Below are 17450 nucleotides of genomic sequence, written 5' to 3' on the forward strand. Positions count from 1 at the left end.
GACGAGGGGCCGCTCAACCTGGCCACCGTCGAGGACCTGTTCGCCCGCCGGATGCTCCTTCATCCACGCAGGACTGACGATCCATACTTAACCACCACGGAACTAGCGAAAACCTCAGCAGTCGGTCATCCCGGTCTCCGGGTGCCATCGCGTGGGCTGCTGATCGGAAGCCCGCATCAGCCGGTAGCGGCCGGGGGAGACGCCGTGTGCCCGCTTGAAGGCGTTGGCGAACGCGTACTGCGAGCCGTAGCCCACCTGGTGCGCGATGGCTTCGAGCGAGGTGGTGCCGTCCTTGAGCAGGCGGGCAGCGACGCTGAGCCTCCACCAGGTCAGATAGGCCAGCGGCGGCTGCCCCACCAGGCCGGTGAACCGGCGGGCGAAGGCGGCTCGTGACAGTTTGCCCTTCCTGCCCAGGTCCTCCACCGTCCAGGCACGTGCGGGATCCTCGTGCATGGCGCTGAGCGCTGCGCTGACCGCGGGGTCGGCGAGCGCGGCGGACCAGCCGGGAGCGCCGCGGTCGGACTCGTCTTCGAACCAGGCCCGCAGCATGTAGATCAGCAAGAGGTCCAGCAGTGTGGACAGGGCGGAGACGGCCCCTTGCTGCGGGTGCTGCAGTTCGCTGCCGAGCAGGGACACCGCGGAGTGCAGAGCGGGGTGGCGGCCGAACTGCGATCGCAGATGGATGACCTCTGGAAGGGTGGCCAGCAAAGGGTGGGATTGCGATCGGTCGAGCTGGTAGGCCCCGCAAAGCAGGGAGGTGGGGCCGTCCTCGTCCGCATGGCCGACGTCCGCCAGAGCGTGCTCGGAGCCGTGGGGCGTGAGTACGACGTCGCCGACGTTCAGGGTGCGCGGCGCACGGTTATCGGTGAGCAGCCGGCACGATCCGCTTAGGACGATATGGAAGCCTGCTCCGGCGAACGGCGTGAAGGGGATGTGCCAGGCGCCTTCGCGGTCTTCACGATTGGCGAACGGGCGGCCTGAGCGGAGCGATGCGACTACATCACTGAGCACATCCATGCCCACGAAGGTATCGGATGAGTTATCAAGACCGTGTCCTACGTGGTGAGGCGGTCGTTGACTCCGGTATGGGGCGGGGTACATGGAGTTGGATTGTTCCGGACGGTCTGTGGGAGATCGCGAAGCCGCTGATCCCTCCATCGAAAGGGGCGGCCACAGGGCGGCGGAACGCCGGACACTCCAGATGAGACGCTGTTCGCCGCCATCATCTACGTCCTGGTCAGCGGCTGCGCCTGGCGGGCTCCACCGCCCTGCTTCAGCATCTCGAATTCGACCGCCCACCGCCGTTTCCTGATCTGGTCCAGAGCTGGGGTCTGGGGCCGTCTGCACGAAGCCGTGTTGCACCGGCTTGACGACGCCGGCCTCATCAACGTCACCCGCGTCGTTCTCGACACCGCTCACGTGAGAGCTAACACGTGAGAGCTAAAAAAGAGGGCGAACACACAGGTCCGAGCCCCGTGGACCGGGGTAAGCCGAGCTTCAAGATGCACATCTGTCGGACGCGAACGGACTGCCTCTCCTCGTTGGCCTCTCGGCCGCCACGCACGCCGAGGCACCCCCGTCCTTGAGGAAGCCGGTGTCATCGACCAAACACTACTAGGGGTACGTCCCTGGCAGGCGGCGCAGGGGTCAGTTCTTCGCTGTCGGTGCGGCCAGCGGCGCCCACTGCTTAATGGTGAAGTCTCGTCCGTTCCTGGCGACTTCGGCCGCTCCGGCGCCACCGAGGTGGGCCGGGATGATCAAGGCGTTGGTGTCGGCAGCTTCCTCCATCATCCGGCGGCGGCTGACGGTTGCCTGCTGCTGGTCTTCGCTCAGGCAGGTGTCGTGGGCGGGGGTGAGGAACTGCAGCGGGGTGTGGACCAGGTCGCCGACGAAGAAGGCGCGGTCTGTGCCCGAGTGCAGCTTGAGCACCGTCGAGCCGGGGGTGTGACCGGGGGCGAGCTGGAGGGACAGCCCGGCTGCGATGGTGTGGTCGGTGCCTTTCCAGATCAGGGCCTGGCCGGCCTGGTGGACGGGCAGCACGCTGTCGTTGAAGGCTGCCCTGCTGTCGGCCGGGTCGCCGAAGTCGGCCTTGCGAGTGATGTTGTTGGCGGGGTTCCAGTAGTCGAAGTCCGCCTTGTGCATCAGGTACTGGGCATTGGGGAAGGTCGGCACCCATTCGCCGTTGTCCAGCCGGGTGTTCCAGCCGACGTGGTCGATGTGCAGGTGGGTGTTGACGACCGTGTCGACGTCTTCGGGCTGCACGCCGATGGCAGCAAGCTGGTGGAGGAAGTCGCCGTCGCGGTTGTCCATGAGGCCATGGGCGCGCGGCTTGCCATTGCCCATGCCCGTATCGACCAGGATCGTGCGGCCCTGCCCGCGCAGCACCCACGTCTGCATGTGGGCCTGGTAATCACCGCTCGCAGCGTCCCAGAAGTGCGGGTTCAGCCACTGCTGGTGCTCGTGCCATGCGTCGTCGGGGATGGAGGGGAACAGCACGCCGACCGGCGCGAAGCGGCCGTGCCATTCAGTGACGCGGGTGATCTCGAAGGCTCCAAGAGTGAAGGTCTGCATGCCTCGACGGTATGGAGATAGAAGAAGACGCTCAATAATCGAGAGTACCTCTCTGATGCGAAATCGTCTTCACAAAGAGGTTGCGGGTGCGCGAGGGCGACGCTTCGCGCGCCACAGCTGTGCCGTCGCTTCGGGACCGCAAGAGCCATTGGCTCACGAAGTCCGACACGCCCACCCACCGCGCCTTGTGCCGGTTTCTCCGCAGATCACAGCCGAGCGACAAGACGGTGTAGACGCCCCGAAGACGTCGGGTCGATCAGCCGTAGGCGCATGCAGCCCAGGCTCAGGCCCGAGGGGCTGGCCTGAGCCGTTTCTCTCGTGACGTCGTTGCACTATCCGGGGGAACAGATGCTCATTGCCGCTCCGGCTGCACTTCGCAGGGACGGTGTCGGCGCTGCCGGCGGAATGCACGGCCGGACTCGGGATATCTCTGTCCTCGAGCAGCTCGTCGAGGAGTGCCGAAGCGGCCAGAGCCGGACACTGGTGCTGCACGGGGAGGCACCACGTCTCCACCACATCGGCCGGATCGCGTCAAGCGACCTGGAAGGATCGTTTGGACAACCCGAACCGGTAGCCCGCGATCTTCGTCCGGACGGGCACTTCGGCGTCGGTCGCGGCCCCGAGGGTGACGAACAGCGGCGAGTAGTGCTCGACGGTGGGGTGCGCGAAGTGCACCGCGGGGGCGAGGCTGCGGTAGTTGGCCAGGGTGTCGACGTCGCCACGGGTGAGGGCGTCGGCCGCCCAGGCGTCGAAGTCGGCGGACCAGGACGGCACGACGTTGTGCACGAACTGGTCCCGGGTGAGGAAGGGCACCCCGTGCGTCATGTAGCCCGAACCGACCACGAGCACCCCTTCCTCGCGCAGGCCCCGCAACCGACGGCCGATGTCCATCAGCCGGGCGGGGTCGTGGGTGGGCAGGGACATTTGCAGGACCGGCACGTCGGCGTAGGGGTACATGGTCTTCAACGGGACCCAGGCGCCGTGGTCCAAACCGCGGCGGGCGTGGTGGTGAACCGGTTCGCTGTCCGGCATCGAGGCCGCGACCCGGGCGGCCAGTGCGCCGGCGTCCGGTGTTTCGTAGGTCATCCGGAAATACCGCTGGGCGAAGCCCCCGAAGTCGTAGACCAACGGCGTGCTCGGGCCCGACGCCGAGAAGGTGAGCGGCGCCGACTCCCAATGCGCGCTGACGATCAGGATCGCCGTCGGCTTGGGCAGTGCCTGGGACCACCCGAACAGCTCTTTCATCCACAGCGCGTCCTCGAACAGCGCCGGCGAGCCATGGCTGAGGTAGAGGGCGGGCATCGGGCCGTCCGCCGGCGTCCAGCGACGCTGATCGCGACTGGCCGGAGCCTGCTCGCTCATGAACCGGTCGTAGACGGCCGCGGGATCGGCGGCAGCATTCATGGTTGACCTCCCTGAGTGGTTCGTAGAGACAGGAGTCTGTTCGAAGCGAAGGCTCCAGTCCGTCTACTGCGGAGTGGAAGCGGCTGCGGCGGCCGTGGGGCGCAGGACGAAGTCGTAGGTGAGGGCGCGGTAGGGCTGGTCGAGGCCGCGAGCGAGGTAGTCGTCCGGGTCGTCGTGGCGGACGGTGGTCCTGACCGCGGCGGCGGGGACGGCGCCTTCGACGGTGCTGGTGACCAGTGGGTCGCCGTCGAAGTAGATCTGAGTGGTCAGAGGCAGGCACCCGTCGGCGAAGACGATCGCGTGGATGTGCAGCGGACGCACACCTTGCAGCTGCAACGCTCGGGTCAGCGTGGCGAGCGGGCTGTCCGTGGCCAGGCCGAAGGTTTCGGTGCCGGGCATCACGGTGCGGAACTCGCAGTGCCCGTCGGCGTCGGCGATGATCCTGGCGCGCAGGTTGTGGGTGGGGACGCCGGTGGAGTCGTTAGGGATGTCGAGCGGCTTGAAGTCGTCGGCGTCCATTCCGGAATACACGTTGTTGGCATCGATCTGCCAGATCTCGAGGGCCGCGCGGGGCAGCGGGGCGCCGGTGGTGGTGCGCACGGTTCCGGACACGACCAGGGGGTCGCCGGGCTCGTCGGGGCGCATCGGCAGTACGGCGGGGCTGTGCAGGACGGGGGCGCCGGGACGGTGGGCGGGGCCTTCCATCTCCCAGTAGCTCGCGCCGTCCTTCTCCGGATGGGCGTAGGTCGTGCCCTCGGTTCCCTTGAGGACGGTCTTGTAGAACAGGATGCTCGCGGACGGCAGTTCGCCGGCGTCGGCGACCTGCTGCAGCCAGTCGATGGCGGCGAGCAGTTCCTCCAGGGTGACCTGGTGTTTGAGGATGACGTTGTCGACGGCGCGGCGCAGATCGGCGAACACGACCTGTAACCGGCTCTGGGACTCGCTCACGTGCGTGCATTCCTTTCTTCCGGTGCGGGACCGGCAGTGTGACTCGGACGGACGCGGTGACGCGTCAGGAAGTCGAGTGCGGCGGCGTTCCACTCCGGCGGGGCAGTCAGCAGGTCGGCGGCGCCGACGAGCAGGAGGGTGGACGTGGTGAGACCGGCCGGCCGAGTGGAGGCGATCGGTGTGCGGGGCCCGCGAGGTCACCCGCTCGGGGTGGAGGGGGCTGTACTCCGATGCGATCGGGCCGCCGGCGCCGACGACCAGATGTGCCATGCCCACCTCGAGGTGGTCCAGCTCGCGTTCCCGGCCGTGGCCGAATCGGTGAAATACAGAGGGACATCCGGACCCGGCAGAAGCGGCATGCGATATTCCCTTCCCGCGTGGTGGTCAGCGCCGGATACGGGCGACGAGCTCTTCCCAGTTCCGGTGGGCAATGCGCTCTCGGTCGGCCTCGTCGACCGGTGCCGTGTCCAGGAAACGCCGCGCGGATCCGGCGCGCTCCCGGTTGAACGGGTAGTCGGAGGCGTACATGATCCGTTCGACCCCCACCGTCTCCAGGCTCCACCGGAGGTACTTGTGGCTGGAGATGCCGCCGGGGGTGATGAAGATGTTCGAGCGGAAGTACTCGGCGATCGGGCGTCGCAGGGCAGTGAGCTTGTCCAGGGCTGCGATGCGGTCGAGGTAGAACAACACGACCTCGCCCCAGTGCCCCAGAATGACCTGAAGGTCGGGGAACCGGTCGAAGACGCCGGCGACGATCATCCGGAGCACGGTCAGGCCGGCGTCGTAGTGCCAGCCGAACGCACCGGTGGCCAGCATGCTGTTCACCGGCTCGCTGAAGCCCTGGTAGTAGGCCTCCGTGACGACTGGTAACGGAACGCTGGGGTGCAGGTAGACGGGTGCGCGCAGGTCCTCGGCGGCCTCGTAGATGTCCCAGAATTCGGGCGCGTCCAGAGCGCGGCCACGCGAGTTGGCGTTGACCAGCGTGCCGTTGAGCCCGAGTTCGGTGACCGCCCGCCGCAGTTCGTCGGCCGCGGCGGCCGGCGCGGAGGTGGCGAGCGCCGCGAATCCCTGGAAACGCTCGGAGTGGCGGCGCACGGCGGCAGCGATCATGTCGTTCGTGGGCCTCTGCAAGGCGACCGCCTCCGCCGCGTCGAGGTTCTGCAGACCCGGCGTCGTGAGGGACAGCACCGTCGTGTCGATCCCGGCGTCGTCCATGGCCGCGATGCGTCCGCCGTCGACGTCCAGCAGTGCCGGAGTGATGTCACTGGCGACGGCCCACTTCATCATCGGCTCGGCGAGATGAGGGTCGCGCCGCTGCCACGCCTCGATCACGTCCGCGGTGACGAAGTGTTCCTCGAGCCCGTACAGCTTCATCGAGACTCAGCTACGGACGGTCTTGAGCGCGCGGGCCCACGACTCGAGCTGGTCGAACAGGACGGAAGCGGCGCCGTCGTGCAGCGCGGAGGGCTTGAACGCCGAGAAGTTCTCGAAGTCGGTGAGCAACGAGAACGACAGCTGCTGGCGCACGTGGGCCAGTTGCAGTTCGCTCGAGATCGCCCGCAGGTGCTCGATCGCTCGCGCTCCGCCGAGCGAGCCGTACGACACGTAGGCGGCGGCCTTGTTGTTCCACTCTGTGTAGAGGTAGTCGATGGCGTTCTTCAGCACTCCGGAGGTGGAGTGGTTGTACTCCGGGGTGACGAAGATGTATCCGTCGAACTCGCTGATCTTGGCGGACCAGGCCTTCGTGTGCTCGCCCGCGTACACGCCCCTGCTCGCCGGGACGGCCTCGTCCAGGTGCGGCAGTGGATAGTCGACCAGGTCGATCAGCTCGTAGTCGGCGTTCGGCCGGCCCTTGGCCTGGGCCAGCACCCAGTTCGCCACCGCTTCGCCGTTGCGGCCGGGACGAGTGCTGCCGAGGACGATGGCCAGCTTCAGGTCATTCATGGATGCTTCTTCCAGTCCTGGTGAGCCTGTCGGCATTTGAATCTTCAAGTGTCAGCCTAACCGTGCTGACATGAATATTCAAGTTAGGCGACGTGGGTAGACTGCGCGTATGTCTGCCTCACGGGAGTCCGGAGTGTCCGAGTCGCGCTGGCTCAGTGGTGATCAACTGGCGGCGTGGCGCGGGTTCATGAAGCTCGTCCAGAGGTTGCCGGCCGCCCTGGAGTCGCAGCTCCAGCAGGAGTCGAAGCTCAGCTTCATCGAGTACTACGTGCTGGCGCACTTGTCCGATCAGCCCGGGCGTCGCATGAGAATGAGCGAGCTCGCGGTCTTGGCCAGCGCGGAGCTGTCGCGGCTGTCCCACATGATCGGCCGGCTCGAGAAGCGCGGGTTCGTGTGCCGCGAGCCCGACCCGCACAACGGGCGGTACACGCAGGCGATCCTGACCGACGCCGGCTACGCCCATCTGGCGGACGCGGCACCCGGACACGTCGGCCAGGTGCTGGACCTGTTCATCGACGTCCTCACCCCGAACGAACTGCGGACGCTGCACCGGATCTCCGACAAGGTGCTCGCCCGCGTCGAGCGCGCACAGGGTGAAACGACGCACGGCCACCGGGGGATCTTTCCGCCGAAGACATGAGTGGCTGAACCGCGCAGTGCGACAGCAGCGGCTGTGCGGGGCAGCCGACCGCAGCCAGCGTGCATCGGCCCGGGATTCCCGCTAATCCCTGCTCTCAAGCGGCCGCTGCTGCCCACCGGTGCGCGTGTTCCTGGACGAAATGGGTGAAGGTGTGTGGCGGGTGGCCTGCCATCTCGAGTACCGCGGTGCTGACCTCGCCTTCCCGGTCGGCCCGGACGTCGGCGTCGGCGAGGATCGCGGCGAACTCTGCAGGTATGCCCGCAGCCCGCAAATCGGCTGCCTGCTCGTTCGCACTCGGGCCCACTTCGGATTCGGCCCGGATGGGACCTCGGATGCGGGCCGAATGAGGGACATCATGACCGCCGTCTCGCCCGCACACGCCGGCCTGGTCCTGTCCGCCCGGGAGACCGGAGCGACGGAAATGACCTGCACGACCTGGTCGCGGAGGCCATCGCCGACGCCTATTTCCGCAAGGAAGGCGGCGGGCGCGCGGGCGTGCACGTCGAATTCAAGGACGTAGAGTGGCTCGGCATCTCGTTTTCGCCGCACGGAATTCATGGCTGTTGTAAGCCTGTCGACGGCTGCCGCGCCCATCGCGCGGCAGCCTGATTTCCCGTCACCATTCCCGCGCCCGGCCCGGAACGCAGGAGAGCCGCGTAGGGGACCGGTCGGGTCCGTGCACGGCTCTGCGGAGTTCGCCTCTGCGTTACTTGAATTCCAGCTCGGTGCCCTTGGGGACGATCTGGATGTCCAGGTCGACCTTGATGTTCGAGCCGACCACGGCGATGTTGCGCGCCAGCATGGTCTGCCAGTTGATGTCGTAGTCCTCGCGGTGCAGTTCGGTCGTGGCGTGGATGGCGGCGCGGGTCTCGCCCTCCATACCCACCCGTACGCCGTTGTACTGCGCGTCGAGGGTCACCGTGCGGGTCACCCCGTGAAGGGTGAGACCGCCCGTGATCACCCAGTTCTGGCCGCCGCGGTGCACGAAGCGGTCGCTGTAGAACTCCAGGGTCGGGAAGTTCTCCACGTCGAGGAAGTCCCCCGACCGCAGGTGGTTGTCACGCATCTTGACGTTTGTGTCGATCGATGCCGCGTCGATGACGACGTGCATCGCGGTGTGCTCCATGGTGCTGCCGACCCTGATGGCCCCGGCAAAGTTGCCGAAGCCGCCGTACACGCGGCCGAGACCGATGTGGCGGGCGGTAAAGCCTATTCGGGTGTGCGCGGCCTCGATCTCCCACTCGCCTGGTTCGGGTAGGGGTAGCGTGGGTGCGGCATGCAGGGTGAGGTCGCCGAGCGCAACGGGCACACCCCCCTCTCGCACGGACGCGTGTCCCAGATGCGCGGCGAAGCCGTCCGCCGAGACCGACATGCGGTACTCGCCGACGGGGACCACGACGACGCCCCAGCCGTACGGGTCCGTCTCCCCTGAGACGACCTTGCGCCCCTGGCTGTCGTTCAGCGTGTACTGCGCCTGCACCAGGGGCTCACCGACCGGGTCGATGACGCGGAAGCTGAGGAGGCCCGCGCTCTGCGGCACCGAGAGGCCGGCGAGCGCGCCCTTCTTCTGGTTCGCGATTCTTCCTCTGCCCAACAAGTGCCTGATCAATTTTCGCGTGTCCCTGTACGAACGTTTCTACGAGCGGTGGCGCACCCCGCTCCTGTCAAAACTGCCGGACGGAAAGGCAATCGGCCGACACCCTGCGCATTCCGGCGCCAGCATAGACCGGTTCGAGCAAGTAACTTCGCACAGGCAATCGAGCCTTCACTCGATGCTTCAGCGGGGTCGGGGCCGCCCGACCCCTGCGACCAGGGACGACGCCCAGCTGCACGGGCACGCCGCGGTCTCGTCGGCGCGCGCCTTTGCTCACACAATCTCCGGGAGCTGTTCACTCACGTCGCGTCAGCTGCACTGTAGGGACACAGCGTCCACGGCCGGGTGGGCGCCCGTGGAACGGGCCTGGTTCGGTCGGCCTCGGGGTGTGCGGCGGGCAGGGCGTCGATGGACGCTGTGGTGAACAGCGGGACCATCACAGCTCCGGCCCGCAACGTGCCGAAGCGCACCTCGCGTCGTTCCGCCGCCGTACCCACAGCAGGTCCCGCATGTAGTCGAAGTCGACCCTCCTCACGCCCAGTCCAGCGGCCGCCTGGTCCGGCCCGAGCGGCGATTCGTCGGCGAGTCGCTGCGCCAGACCCTTGATCCCGCAGATCTCCGTCACGTGGTCGGGGTTGATCAGCACGGCCTCCGGGTTCGCCGTCGGGTTGGTCAGCGGCCCGCTGGCGATGAGACGGCGCACCGCGATGGCCGCTCACCGGACCCGACAGCCGCGATCGTCGACTCGCAGTCACTGCGGGCAGCGGCGAACATCCCGCGCTCCACGTCCGGCTGGGACGGCGGGAAGAAGGTGGGCGGCCGCAAGCGGCACCTGGCGGTGGACTGCCTCGGCACCTTCTTCCCGCCGTCGTAGCCGCGTGAGGCGGCCGGCACCGTCGCGGCGGCCCGCACCGACTGCGTGTCGATGCTTCCCGCCGTGGGCTCAGCCTCACGGCCCTCGCGCTCACGGACCGTTCCGCGCAGCCGGTCGTGGAATTCGCCGATCAGCCCGTGCTCGCGTCACCGGCGGAAGAAGGCGCGGACGCGTCCCCAGTCGGGGAAGTCCGCGGGCATCGCCCGCCAGGAGATCCCGCCGATACAGCGGCTCGGGAGGCCGGGGGTGCGGCGAGGCCCCGAAGGACGACGCCGGGTGGACATAGCTCTCGATGTTCCTGGAGGCGTCCTCGTGTCCGGCAAGTCCTCAGAGCATCCCGGAGGGTGCTTCGTTGATGCCGAGCAGAAGCACGCCGTAATCCTCTTCGACGACGTGGGAGGTGAACTGGACGTGCCGCGACCCCACTGCGAAGTCCCGCCAGTACCGCTGCAATGGGTTGGAGCTGTCCAGGCCGGTGGATCCGTGCAGGTCCAGCAAGTCCTCCAGTGCGCTACGACATTCCCGCACAGCGGCGATCAGATCCATTCGGAGCCGCGCACGCTCTTCGGCCGCAAGCACCTCGCCGGGCTGCGTGGCGTCGACTGCAGCGGCGATCCCGAGCATGCGCCGCTCAGCGGTGTCGATCTTGTGCGCGGCGACGGCGAGGTTCCTCCTGGCGCCGGGAGAGTCGGCCAGGGTGGGGTGGGCGGGGTTCGGCGACGTCCGCTTGGCAAGGACATCGACCACGATGTCGAGGGCGCCGCGCGCGGCACCCCACAGGGGAGCGAACAGCCCGACCGCGATCGCGATGTTGGATGCCGCAGCGGCGATCCGGGGCAAGTCGAGCAGATGAGAATCGGGGATCCACACGTCACCGCCGACGAGAGTGTGGCTTCCGGTGCCGCACAGTCCCGCCATGTGCCAGTCTCGGTCGATGGTCAGATCCCGGGTCCGGGCTAACACCGCAGTCGGCTGCGGCGGGCGGTCACCCTCCCCGGGCAGTTGCACGGAAAGTATCGCCCATTCGGCGAGTTCACATCCCGAAGCGTACGACCATCGGCCGGAGATGCGCAGCCCGCCGGGCTCACGGACGGCCGTCCCCGGCCGAGCAGACGCGCACGCTACGCTGTCGACATCGCGAAACGCATCCGCGTATGCCTCTTCTGACGTGCCGATCTGCAACACCCGCTTCGCTTCGAGGTTCGTGGCCGCGACCCAGGCCGTCGACGGGCAGCCCCGTCCGAGTTCGGCCAGGAACCGGACCCTCGTGCTGAGGTCGGCCTCGATCCCTCCATCGGATCGGCGGACGCCCAAGGCGAACGCGCCCGCAGCCCGAGCAGCGGCGGCACTCACGCCGGTGATCCGCCGATCTCGCTCGGTCGCTGCGGCTTCGACGGCTGCTTGCTTCGCCGCCGTACGAGCGCCGTCGAGCAAGGGGACGGACGCGCCGTCGATACTTTTAGTCGTCATGCGCCAGGCAACGTTCCGTGATCTACGTCCATTCCTCAGGTAGCGCTGGCTGCCAGCGCGCGAGCGGCCGGCCTGCTCACCGAGCAGTACGTGCTGCGCGGACTCCGTGCGCCCGGCGGCGGCAAAGGCTACAGCGTCTCCGCCGAACCCCGCCCCCACACCTCGCGCTCAACGGCGCCGTGCGGCGGGTTCCTTGATTGCTGCCGGCGGGCCCGTGGCCTGCGGGGAGACCCAGGTATTCGGCCGGCGAGGCGACCGAGATGTGTCCGGACAGGGCCGGCAAGGTGACGGTGCTCGCGCCATCCTCGGCGGCGTGCGTGAGCGCGGAGTGCCGTAGCTGGTGCAGGCTTAACGGGCCGCAACTGGGGCGTAGCCCCGTTTTTCAGGGGCGCGGGGAACTGCGCGACCAGCCCCCACCCACCCGCATGCGAACATGCACCCGCGGCTCCCACTACTCCCGGGGGAGTAATCCGCACCCCCCGCCACCCCAGGCAGTACCCGCAGGCTCCCCCTCCCGTCCGACGCAAACCCCTCCCCGTGCCGGAAGGCTGACAGCTGAATCGGTAGTCGTCGTAGCGAGGGAGATCTGCTCATGACGGTCGGGAAGACAACCGCGAAGGGCGTGGGACGCAGACGGGCCGTGCCCTGGGCGCTGCTCGGGCTATGGGTGGCCGTGCTCGCGCTGGTCGGCCCGTTCGCGGCGAAGCTCGCCGACGTGCAGCACGACCGGGCCACCGACTACCTGCCCTCCAGCGCCGACTCGACCCAAGTGGCCCGGATACAGGACGCGCTGCCCGGGGGCGAGAGCACCGAGATGGTGATCGTGTACCACCGGGGCGGCGGGCTGAGCGCCGACGACCGGCGGGTGGCGGCCGGGCAGGTCGAGGAGATCGCCGCAGCGCATGAGCTGGTCGGCGGAGCGCCCAAGGGGATTCCGTCCGGCGACGGTACGACCCTCATGTACCCCGTCGTCAGCAACGAGCCCGGGCACGACGAGAAGCTGCGGGACGCGCTCGTCGAGGACGTCCGGAGCATCACCCGCGGCCAGGACGGGCTGAGCGTCGAGGTGGGCGGCACCGCGGCGCTCGGCACCGACGCCGGAAAGGTCTACGACTCACTCGGCGGGCCACTGCTCTACACCACCGTCGCCGTCGTCGCCCTCCTGCTGATCCTGATCTACCGCAGCCCGGTGCTGTGGCTCGTGCCGCTCGTGGTCGCCGGCATCGCCGACCTCATGTCGATGGGTGTCGCGTACGGGCTCAACCAGGCCTTCGGTACCACCGTCACGGGCCAGAGCTCCGCCGTGATGACGATCCTCGTGTTCGGCGCGGGCACCGACTACGCACTGCTCCTCGTCTCCCGCTACCGGGAGGAACTGCGGCGCATCGAGCGCCCGTACGAGGCCATGGTCGCCGCCCTGCGCGGCTGCGGGCCCGCCGTGCTCGCCTCCTCCGGCACCGTCGCCGCCGGCCTGCTGTGCCTGCTCGCCGCCGATCTCAACAGCAGCCGTGGCATGGGCCCGCTCGGCACGGTCGGTGTGCTGTGCGCGCTGATCGCGATGCTGACACTGCTCCCCGCCGTCCTCGTACTGCTCGGGCGGCGGGTCTTCTGGCCGCTCGTACCGGCCTACGGCAGCGGACCCAAACAGCGGCGGAGCCTCTTCGCCACGATGGGCGACTCCGCCGGACGCAGGCCGCTGACCGTGCTCGCGACCGGAGCCGTCCTGCTCGGCGCACTCGCCCTCGGCACGCTCAACCTGCCGGGACCGGTCAAGCAGGAGGATTCTTTCGTCACCAAGCCGGAGGCCGTCACAGCCATGGAGACCCTCGCCCGGGCTTACCCCGAGCGCGGCACTCAGCCCATCGACGTGATCACCCCGGCGGACCGCGTCGACCGGACCCTCGCGGCGATCCGGGACACCCGGGGAGTCGAGAGCGCCGAGAAGAGCCGTACCGGAGACGGCTGGGCCGAGATCTCCGTCATCGCGAAGGACACACCCCAGTCGGCGGGAGAGACCGCCACCATCAAGTCCCTGCGCAGCGAACTGAAGGGCTCGTACGTCGGCGGGGACAGCGCCGAGCAGATCGACCTGGAGAACACCAACAGCCGGGACACGAAGATCGTCGTACCCCTGGTCCTCGTCTCGGTGCTGCTCATCCTGTTCGTCCTGCTGCGCAGTCTCGTCGCGCCGCTCATCCTGGTGACCGCCGTGGTCGCGGTCTGGGGCGCGGCCCTCGGGATCGCCGGGCTGGCCTTCGGCCCGGTCCTCGGCCTCAAGGGAACCGATCCGGGGCTCGGGCTGCTGTCCTTCGTGTTCCTCGTCGCCCTCGGCGTCGACTACGGCATCTTCCTCATGCACCGGATGCGGGAGGAGTCCCTGGCCGGCGCGGAACCGGCCGCCGCCGCGCTCACCGCCCTGCGGAGCACAGGCGCCGTCATCGCCTCGGCCGGCCTGGTCCTCGCCGCGACCTTCGCCGTGCTGATGAACATGGGGCTCGTGCAACTCGTCGAACTCGGCTTCGTGATCGCCGTCGGCGTACTCCTCGACACCTTCCTCGTACGGACGTACCTGGTGACCAGTGCCAGCGTCGCCCTGAGCCGGAAGATGTGGTGGCCGGGCGGCCTCTCCCGCGAACCCGCGCCCGGCGCCGGGCCGTCCGAACCGACCGAGCCGCCGCGGCAGCCGGACCAGGTCGGCGCGCCCTGACCTGCCGGGCTCACCACAGCCGACCGGGCGCCTCTCCTGCCTTCTGCCGGAGGGGCACCCCATGACGGAAGATGGAGTCGTGCAAGATCTGGGAGCGACCTCAGCCGCAGGGGGCCTGAGAACCACCGTCGTACGGGGTGACGCGCGGCCCCGCCGGATCGAGCGCGTCATGGCGGTCGTCAACCGGGACCCGCTCACCGCGCCGCACCGCACCCGCAACGATGCGTTCCTCGCCGTCGGTGTCGCCGTGCTGGCCGTCATCTTCGCGTTGCTCATCGACGACGGACTCCCGCTCGGTCCGCCCGGCTGGGCCCTGCTGGCCGGCGCCCATGTGCCGCTCGTGTGGCGGCGCAGCCGTCCGCTGCTCGTGCTGCTCGCGGTGGCGGTCTGCGTCACCCCCTACCACGTCCTCGACTACAACCACGCCGTACCGATCCCCGCGACCCTCCTGGCGCTCTACACGGTCGCGGCGACCGGCACGGTACGCCGCTCGCTGCTCACCGCTGTCGTCGTCCTCGGCCCGACGCTGATCATCAACAGTTTCACCAACCCCGACGGGGCGCTGGAGCTCCTGCGGATCTCCGGCTGGGTCATCGCGGTCCTGTTCTTCGGCGTCGACGCCCGCTTCTACCGCCAGTACGTTGCCTCCATCGTCGAGCGGGCCGAGCGGGCCGAACGGACCCGCGAGGAGGAGGCGCGGCGGCGGGTCGTCGAGGAGCGGCTGCGGATCGCCCGCGACTTGCACGACCTGCTCGCGCACAGCATCACCCTGATCGGTGTGCGGACGTCCGTGGCGGCCCACGTCCTCACCGCGGATCCGGACCGGCTCGACCGCGAGGCGGTCGCCCAGGCGCTCGACGACATCGCGGAGACCTGCCGGACGGCCCGGGGCGAGTTGCGTACGACGCTGGAGGTGCTGCGGGCGAACGAGATGAGCGTGAGTGTCGGAGGGAAAGGGGAGTGGGTGGCCGAACCCGGCTCCGGATCGAGTTCCGGTTCCGGGCTCGGCTCTCCGGACGGGCGCGGGCCGCTGCCCGGGCTCGACGGGCTGGGCGCGCTCGCGGAGGCGGCCAGGGTGGCCGGGGCCAAGGTCGAACTGTCCGTCCACGCGGACGGCGTACCGCCCTCGGTGGGCGCCGCCGCCTACCGGATCGTGCAGGAGGCGCTCACCAACGCCGTACGCCACGGGGGCCGCGACGACCTGACCGTCCGGGTGGGACTGCGGGCGGCGGAGGGGACCCTGCGGGTGACCGTCGCCGACGACGGGGCGGGGCAGGGGGCGGGCCACGGGGTGAGCAGCGCGGTGCGCAACGGGGTGGGGCACGGACAGGAAGTCGTCGGCCGCGCGCCGGGGTTCGGGCTCGTCGGGATGCGTGAGCGGGCCCGTAGCGTGGGCGGCACACTGGACGCCGGACCGGGTCCCACCGTGGGCTTCGAAGTGATCGCCGAGCTGCCGCTGCCCCGGGAGGAACCCTCGTGACGGCCCCGATGCCGATCCGTGTACTGCTCGCCGACGACCAGACCCTCGTACGGGCCTCGTTCGCGATGCTCGTCGCGTCCGCCGGGGACATGGAGGTCGTCGCCGAGGCGGGCACCGGGCGGCAGGCCGTGGACCTCGCCCGTTCCGTGCGGGCCGACCTCGTCGTGATGGACATACGCATGCCCGACCTGGACGGCATCGAGGCGACCCGGCTCATCGCCGCCGACGAGGACTTGGCCGGCGTGAAGGTGCTCGTCCTGACGACGTACGACACCGATGAGCACATCGTCGATGCGCTGCGGGCCGGGGCGTCCGGCTTCCTGGTGAAGGACATCCGGCCGGCCGAACTCCTCGACGCCATCCGGACCGTGGCCGCCGGGGACTCCCTGCTCTCGCCAGGACCCACCTCACGGCTCATCGCCCGTTTCCTGCGCGCACCCGACACGGCGACGTCAGCGGTGGGCGGCCCGGACGGGCTGTCCGAGCGGGAACGGCAGGTGCTCACCCTGGTCGCGCGCGGGTTCAACAACACCGAGATCGCCGAAGCGCTGGGGCTCAGCCCGCTCACCGCGAAGACCCATGTCAGCCGGATCATGGGCAAGTTGGGGGCACGTGACCGGGCGCAGCTGGTGATCGTGGCGTACGAGTCGGGGCTCGTCATTCCCGGGGCGGTCTGAGCGCCGCCGCCAACCTGTGTCAAGTCCAAGCGTGTTGCCGGCCGAAACCTCTGGTAGACCAGGACGCCCTCGGTTCGCTGAGGAGTGCTTGGAGAGCGCCCGCCGGGCGCTGGGTGGTGGGCTTTCGCCACCGGCCTGAACGCCGCCCTCGTCCGGCAGAACGTCGGGAATGCCGGATGCGTGCGTCGCCCGAGTCGAGCGGGCAGAGCAGAGGCTGCCTGCCGGTACCGCTTGCTCATGTTGTCGTCGATGGGTGATCTGCATCGCCTTGCGTCTGGCCTGGGCTGCGGATCGTCGAATGTCGAACCGACGACCTCCTGGGGAATCGGCAGCCAGGGAGGGCAGCGGGTGACCGCGGTGGACACCTTACGGACGTACGAGTCCCCCCGGACGGCGGCAGCGCGGGGCTGCGCCACGAGGGTGCCGGTTGAGCTGCAGGTGTTCGTGGACGCGAACAACGGCCCGGCCATCGTGCCCGCCGGTGACCGGCGGTGCGCTGTTCACCGGCCGGGCGCCCCCGTGCGCAGGCCGTCCATGACGAGGTCGAGGAGTCTGGTGGCCCGGGGCCGCCAGTCGTCGCGCGGGTCGAGCTGCCACAGGCCCGCGATGGCGAGTAGGAAATCGTCCCCAGTGACGCCTGACCTGACGGTGCCGGCTTGCTCATTGGCGCGGAGCAGCAACTCCGCCGCGTCGATCACCGGCGTGGGGGCCGGCTTCCCCGGACTGCCTGGCGCGCTGGTGACCTGCCGGATTGCGTCGGCCAGGCCGGCCTTGGTCATCGCGAATTCCGAAAGCCGGTCCATCCAGGCGCGCAGGGCCTGTGCCGGCGGCCGGGTCCGGAGCAGGTGGGCGGCACTGTCGGCGACCTGCTGCATCTCATGCCGGTAGATCTCCAGGACGAGTGCCTCGCGGTTGGGGAAGTTGCGGTAGAAGGTGCCCTGGCCGACACCGGCTTTCTTGGCGATCGCGCTCAGCGGTGTGTCCGCGCAGCGGGACAACTCGGCGAGTGCCACCTCCAGGATGCGTTCGCGGTTGCGCTGGGCGTCCGAGCGCCGGGGTGCATCCTTCATCTGCGGCACTCGTCCTCCTAGAGGGGTTCGTGGCCGAACCTCGCCCTTGCTAACCGGACAGCTGTCCGTTA

General features: G+C 69.0%; 14 protein-coding genes and 2 pseudogenes. 6 read left to right on the forward strand and 10 right to left on the reverse strand.

Going from position 1 to position 17450, the window contains the following annotated elements; all coding sequences use genetic code 11:
• Positions 1-114: 114 nt before the first annotated feature.
• Positions 115-1017, reverse strand: coding sequence for an AraC family transcriptional regulator (locus ACFY0F_RS26290; protein ID WP_388798996.1), 903 nt, complete (start codon positions 1015-1017; stop codon positions 115-117).
• Between the two features lie 68 nt (positions 1018-1085).
• Here ACFY0F_RS26290 and ACFY0F_RS26295 point away from each other — a divergent pair.
• Positions 1086-1564 (forward strand): annotated as a pseudogene (locus ACFY0F_RS26295) (transposase); the annotation flags it as partial.
• A gap of 83 nt (positions 1565-1647) precedes the next feature.
• Here ACFY0F_RS26295 and ACFY0F_RS26300 read toward each other — a convergent pair.
• From ACFY0F_RS26300 to ACFY0F_RS26320, 5 genes are all read right to left on the reverse strand, one after another.
• A complete protein-coding gene (locus ACFY0F_RS26300) occupies positions 1648-2571 on the reverse strand; it encodes an MBL fold metallo-hydrolase (RefSeq protein ID WP_388799000.1) in 924 nt (307 codons plus the stop codon).
• Between the two features lie 531 nt (positions 2572-3102).
• A complete protein-coding gene (locus tag ACFY0F_RS26305) occupies positions 3103-3933 on the reverse strand; it encodes a dioxygenase (RefSeq protein ID WP_388799263.1) in 831 nt (276 codons plus the stop codon).
• 105 nt (positions 3934-4038) lie between these two features.
• Positions 4039-4923: a catechol 1,2-dioxygenase gene (locus ACFY0F_RS26310; protein WP_388799003.1), complete on the reverse strand. Its 885-nt coding sequence runs from the start codon at positions 4921-4923 to the stop codon at positions 4039-4041.
• A gap of 384 nt (positions 4924-5307) precedes the next feature.
• A complete protein-coding gene (locus ACFY0F_RS26315) occupies positions 5308-6297 on the reverse strand; it encodes an amidohydrolase family protein (protein WP_388799006.1) in 990 nt (329 codons plus the stop codon).
• Positions 6298-6303: 6 nt separating this feature from the next.
• Positions 6304-6867, reverse strand: coding sequence for an NADPH-dependent FMN reductase (locus ACFY0F_RS26320; protein WP_388799008.1), 564 nt, complete (start codon positions 6865-6867; stop codon positions 6304-6306).
• 109 nt (positions 6868-6976) lie between these two features.
• Here ACFY0F_RS26320 and ACFY0F_RS26325 point away from each other — a divergent pair, with 109 nt between their 5' ends.
• Positions 6977-7507 (forward strand): MarR family winged helix-turn-helix transcriptional regulator, encoded by a 531-nt coding sequence (locus tag ACFY0F_RS26325; protein ID WP_388799011.1) that lies wholly within the window; start codon positions 6977-6979, stop codon positions 7505-7507.
• Between the two features lie 706 nt (positions 7508-8213).
• Here ACFY0F_RS26325 and ACFY0F_RS26330 read toward each other — a convergent pair.
• Together ACFY0F_RS26330 and ACFY0F_RS26335 are read right to left on the reverse strand one after the other, a co-directional pair.
• Positions 8214-9101 carry a YceI family protein gene (locus ACFY0F_RS26330; RefSeq protein ID WP_388799014.1) on the reverse strand — a complete coding sequence of 296 codons (888 nt, stop codon included), beginning with the start codon at positions 9099-9101 and terminating at the stop codon, positions 8214-8216.
• Positions 9102-9537: 436 nt separating this feature from the next.
• Complete coding sequence (locus tag ACFY0F_RS26335; protein ID WP_388799277.1) at positions 9538-9804, reverse strand: hypothetical protein; 267 nt, start codon at positions 9802-9804, stop codon at positions 9538-9540.
• Between ACFY0F_RS26335 and ACFY0F_RS26340 the strand changes: the two are divergent.
• Positions 9805-9954: pseudogene (locus tag ACFY0F_RS26340) on the forward strand (transposase); the annotation flags it as partial.
• A 348-nt stretch (positions 9955-10302) separates the two neighbouring features.
• On the opposite strand, the gene ACFY0F_RS26345 reads toward ACFY0F_RS26340, so the two are convergent.
• Entirely contained in the window at positions 10303-11445 is a 1143-nt protein-coding gene (locus ACFY0F_RS26345; RefSeq protein ID WP_388799017.1) for an acyl-CoA dehydrogenase family protein, read from the reverse strand.
• Between the two features lie 592 nt (positions 11446-12037).
• On the opposite strand from ACFY0F_RS26345, the gene ACFY0F_RS26350 reads away from it, so the two are divergent.
• From ACFY0F_RS26350 to ACFY0F_RS26360, 3 genes are all read left to right on the forward strand, one after another.
• On the forward strand, positions 12038-14152 hold the full coding sequence (locus ACFY0F_RS26350) for an MMPL family transporter (RefSeq protein ID WP_388799020.1): 2115 nt from the start codon (positions 12038-12040) through the stop codon (positions 14150-14152).
• Positions 14153-14321: 169 nt separating this feature from the next.
• The gene (locus ACFY0F_RS26355; RefSeq protein WP_388799266.1) at positions 14322-15632 is read left to right on the forward strand and encodes a sensor histidine kinase; all 1311 of its coding nucleotides are present in this window, start codon (positions 14322-14324) and stop codon (positions 15630-15632) included.
• An 8-nt stretch (positions 15633-15640) separates the two neighbouring features.
• Positions 15641-16309 carry a response regulator gene (locus ACFY0F_RS26360; protein ID WP_388799268.1) on the forward strand — a complete coding sequence of 223 codons (669 nt, stop codon included), beginning with the start codon at positions 15641-15643 and terminating at the stop codon, positions 16307-16309.
• A gap of 500 nt (positions 16310-16809) precedes the next feature.
• On the opposite strand, the gene ACFY0F_RS26365 is transcribed toward ACFY0F_RS26360, so the two are convergent.
• Positions 16810-17379: a TetR/AcrR family transcriptional regulator gene (locus ACFY0F_RS26365; RefSeq protein WP_388799023.1), complete on the reverse strand. Its 570-nt coding sequence runs from the start codon at positions 17377-17379 to the stop codon at positions 16810-16812.
• Between the last annotated feature and the right edge of the window lie 71 nt (positions 17380-17450).

The organism is Streptomyces sp. NPDC001544, from assembly GCF_042894285.1.
Lineage (GTDB): Bacteria > Actinomycetota > Actinomycetes > Streptomycetales > Streptomycetaceae > Streptomyces.